Genomic DNA, 249 nt, shown 5'->3' with positions numbered 1-249 from the left:
CATAGGCCTGCGGCAGCACGTATTTGCCGGGCGACACCGCGCGCACGACATAGGCGACGGTGAACACCGACTTGTCGTTGGCGCCCCGGTCGATCGCCGCGGTGAAGCGATCATCGCGGAACTCGGTCACATCATGGTGGCCGACTATCTGCCGGCCGGGCTCGAGATCGACAACCCCAATCTGGTGTCGTCAGGCGATTCCGGCACGCTCGAATGGATCGAGGATGGTGTCGAGCCGAAGAACACCGA

Annotated in this window: 1 pseudogene; it reads right to left on the bottom strand. The window is 63.5% G+C overall.

Features of this window, described 5'->3' with window-relative positions:
• Nucleotides 1–127: pseudogene (locus FNJ47_RS55140) on the bottom strand (alpha-2-macroglobulin family protein); the annotation flags it as partial.
• Nucleotides 128–249 lie beyond the last annotated feature (122 nt).

This window comes from Bradyrhizobium uaiense, from assembly GCF_010811875.1.
Classification (GTDB): domain Bacteria; phylum Pseudomonadota; class Alphaproteobacteria; order Rhizobiales; family Xanthobacteraceae; genus Bradyrhizobium; species Bradyrhizobium uaiense.
This window is presented reverse-complemented; position numbering and strand designations above follow the sequence as displayed.